Annotated in this window: 4 protein-coding genes; 3 read left to right on the top strand and 1 reads right to left on the bottom strand. The window is 32.5% G+C overall.

Annotation, left to right across the window (positions count from 1 at the left end):
• From AC30RD_RS06440 to AC30RD_RS06430, 3 genes are all read left to right on the top strand, one after another.
• A partial coding sequence (locus AC30RD_RS06440) for an SPOR domain-containing protein (protein WP_489493555.1) occupies positions 1 to 245 on the top strand: 245 nt, incomplete at its 5' end.
• Complete coding sequence (locus tag AC30RD_RS06435; RefSeq protein WP_489493554.1) at positions 245 to 1,660, top strand: anthranilate synthase component I family protein; 1,416 nt, start codon at positions 245 to 247, stop codon at positions 1,658 to 1,660. The genes AC30RD_RS06440 and AC30RD_RS06435, both read left to right, overlap by 1 nt.
• The gene (locus AC30RD_RS06430; RefSeq protein WP_489493553.1) at positions 1,661 to 2,443 is read left to right on the top strand and encodes a shikimate dehydrogenase; all 783 of its coding nucleotides are present in this window, start codon (positions 1,661 to 1,663) and stop codon (positions 2,441 to 2,443) included.
• Between the two features lie 22 nt (positions 2,444 to 2,465).
• On the opposite strand, the gene AC30RD_RS06425 is transcribed toward AC30RD_RS06430, so the two are convergent.
• Positions 2,466 to 2,747, bottom strand: a 282-nt coding sequence (locus AC30RD_RS06425) for a 3-deoxy-7-phosphoheptulonate synthase (RefSeq protein WP_489493551.1), incomplete at its 5' end; no start/stop codon positions are given.

Genomic DNA, 2,747 nt, shown 5'->3' with positions numbered 1-2,747 from the left:
AGATTGTAAGCGGGGATTATTATGTTCAAGTTGGAGCTTTTTATAGATTGGCTCCTAGTAAGAAATTTTTAAAAAAGATTGAAGCAAATGGATTTAATTATGTTATAAAAACCGTTATAAACGATGATAGTGAAATTAAAAAAGTTCTAATCGGACCTTATGCTTCAAAAGAGTCTGCAAAAAAAGCCTTATTAAAAATCAAAAAAACAATAAAAAAAGATGCTTTTATAACCAGGATTAAATAATGATCTACTCTCATAGTTTTATGTTAGACGAATTTACTCCAATAGCGATATATGAAAAGATTAAAAAATTTTTTCCAAAAGAGCTAACATTTTTATTTGAAAGCGTGGTGTATACCAGCGAAGGAAACTTTAGCTATATAGTTGCCGGAGAAAAAGAAAGAATTTGGCATAAAGATCAAAAAAGTTATTATAAAGATGAAAAAGGTGAAGTTGTAGAGGTTGATGAAAATCCTCTTTTATTTTTAAAAAAATATTATAAAAAAATAGATTTTAACTATTACAGATCCAAAACAAGAGAACTTGGCGTAGGATTTGTAGACGGTTTTATAGGATATATCGGATATGATATGGTTGCGGAGTTTGAGCCTGTATTAAAAAAATATATGCAAAATCTAAAAGATGAAACAAATATTCCAGACTTTGATATGATAAGACCAAGACTAATCGTAGCTTATTCTCATAAAAATTCCACTCTAACATTAATAACCTCTCAAAAGGAGATTTTTGAAAATCTTTTTGAAAAATTAAAAAAAGAGCTTCTTGATACATATACTCACATTCCCTTAAAAAAAGCAAAAATCCTTGGGGAAGCAAAATTTGCTTTTGATAAAGAACGTTTTTTTGAAATGGTAAAAAAATCTAAACAGATGATAAGAAGTGGTGATGTATTTCAGATAGTTATGTCAAATAGATTAACCCAAAAGGCTATCGTAGATAGATTTAGTTTTTATAGAGCCTTAAGAAGCTTAAATCCATCTCCTTATCTATATCTGTTAGAATTTGAAGATTTTGCAATCGCCGGCAGCTCTCCGGAAGTTATGGTAAGACTAACAGATGGAAGAATACTTTTAAGACCAATTGCGGGGACAAGAAAAAGAGGAAAAGATATAAAAAAAGATAAAGAACTCGAACAAGAGATGTTAAACGATCCAAAAGAGAGAGCCGAACATATAATGCTTGTCGATCTTGGAAGAAACGACGTGGGGAGAGTTGCAAAAAAAGGAACGGTAAAGGTTACTTCTCTTATGAGAGTGGAAAAATATTCCCATGTTATGCATATGGTCAGTGACGTTGAAGCCGAACTTGATCCAAAATATGATATGTTTGATCTTTTTATGGCAACTTTTACCGCGGGAACTATGACGGGAGCTCCAAAAATAAGAGCTATGGAACTAATTGCAGAATTTGAAGGTTTAAAAAGAGGATATTATAGCGGAAGTATCGGTTATTTTGGATTTGACGGAAATATGGACAGCGCGATCACCATAAGAACCGCGCTTATAAAAAAAGATGAGATAATATTTCAAGCAGGTGCGGGAATAGTAGCCGATAGCAAACCCGAACTTGAATTTTTAGAGGTCAAAAACAAACTTGGCGCTTTGATGAATACTTTAAAAATATTAAGCGAGGAGTAGATGCTTTTTTTAATATTTGGCAATCCCGTTTCACACTCAAAATCGCCTCTTATGCACAATTTCGCCTTTGAAAAATTAAATATTAAAGCCTGTTATACCAGATATTGCTTAAAAGACCCAAAGGATCTTAGAAAAAAATTTTTTGATCTAAATATAAAAGGTGCCAATATTACCGTCCCTCATAAAGAAGAGGCTTTCAATATCTGTGACGAAGTTTTGGGCATAGCAAAAAAAATAGGAGCAGTTAACACAATAATAAAAAAAGAGAACCTTCTTTTAGGCTACAATACCGATGCACCTGGTTTTTTAGAGTCAATAGAAGAGTTTGATTTTAAAAAAGCACTTATTTTGGGTGCGGGAGGAACATCAAAAGCAATTGCGGAAATTTTTTATGAAAAAAATATCGATTTTTCCATTTTAAATAGAAGCGAAAATAGACTTCATTGGTGCAAGAAAAAAGGATTTAACTCTTTTAGTTGGAAAGATTTTAAGATCGATAAGTACGACCTAATAATAAACACCACAAGTGCTGGCTTAAATGACGATAATCTGCCAGCACCAAAAGAGATAATAAAAAAACTCTTTAGCAACGCAAAATATGCTGTTGATGCAATTTACGGGAAAGAGACCCCTTTTTTAAAACTTGCAAAAGAGTTTGATTTAAAAACAAAAGATGGGAAAGATATGCTAATTTGCCAAGGAGTTTTAGCTTTTGAGATTTTTACCGATTTTAAATATGATAAAAACGAGATCAAAAAATATATGAAAAAAGCTTTAAATTAAAAGCAAGGCATAAGCCTGCTTTTTATTGTATCTCTTTCATCATATCGGCTACCATAAACGCAAGCTCTAAAGCTTGATCCGCATTAAGTCTTGGATCGCACTGAGTATGATATCTGCTTTTTAGTCCCTCTTCGGTTATTGTGCTGCTTATACTTCCGGTGCATTCTGTTACGTTGCTTCCCGTCATCTCAAGATGGATCCCGCCAGCATAAGTTCCTTCTGCTTTATGAATCTGAAAAAACTGTTTTACTTCGCTTAAAATCTTTTCAATATCCCTCGTTTTGATCCCACCTTGTGTTTTATA

It is taken from the genome of Nitrosophilus sp., assembly GCF_982775275.1.
Note: the sequence above shows the minus strand (reverse complement) of the source record. Positions and strands in the feature narration are given on the sequence as shown.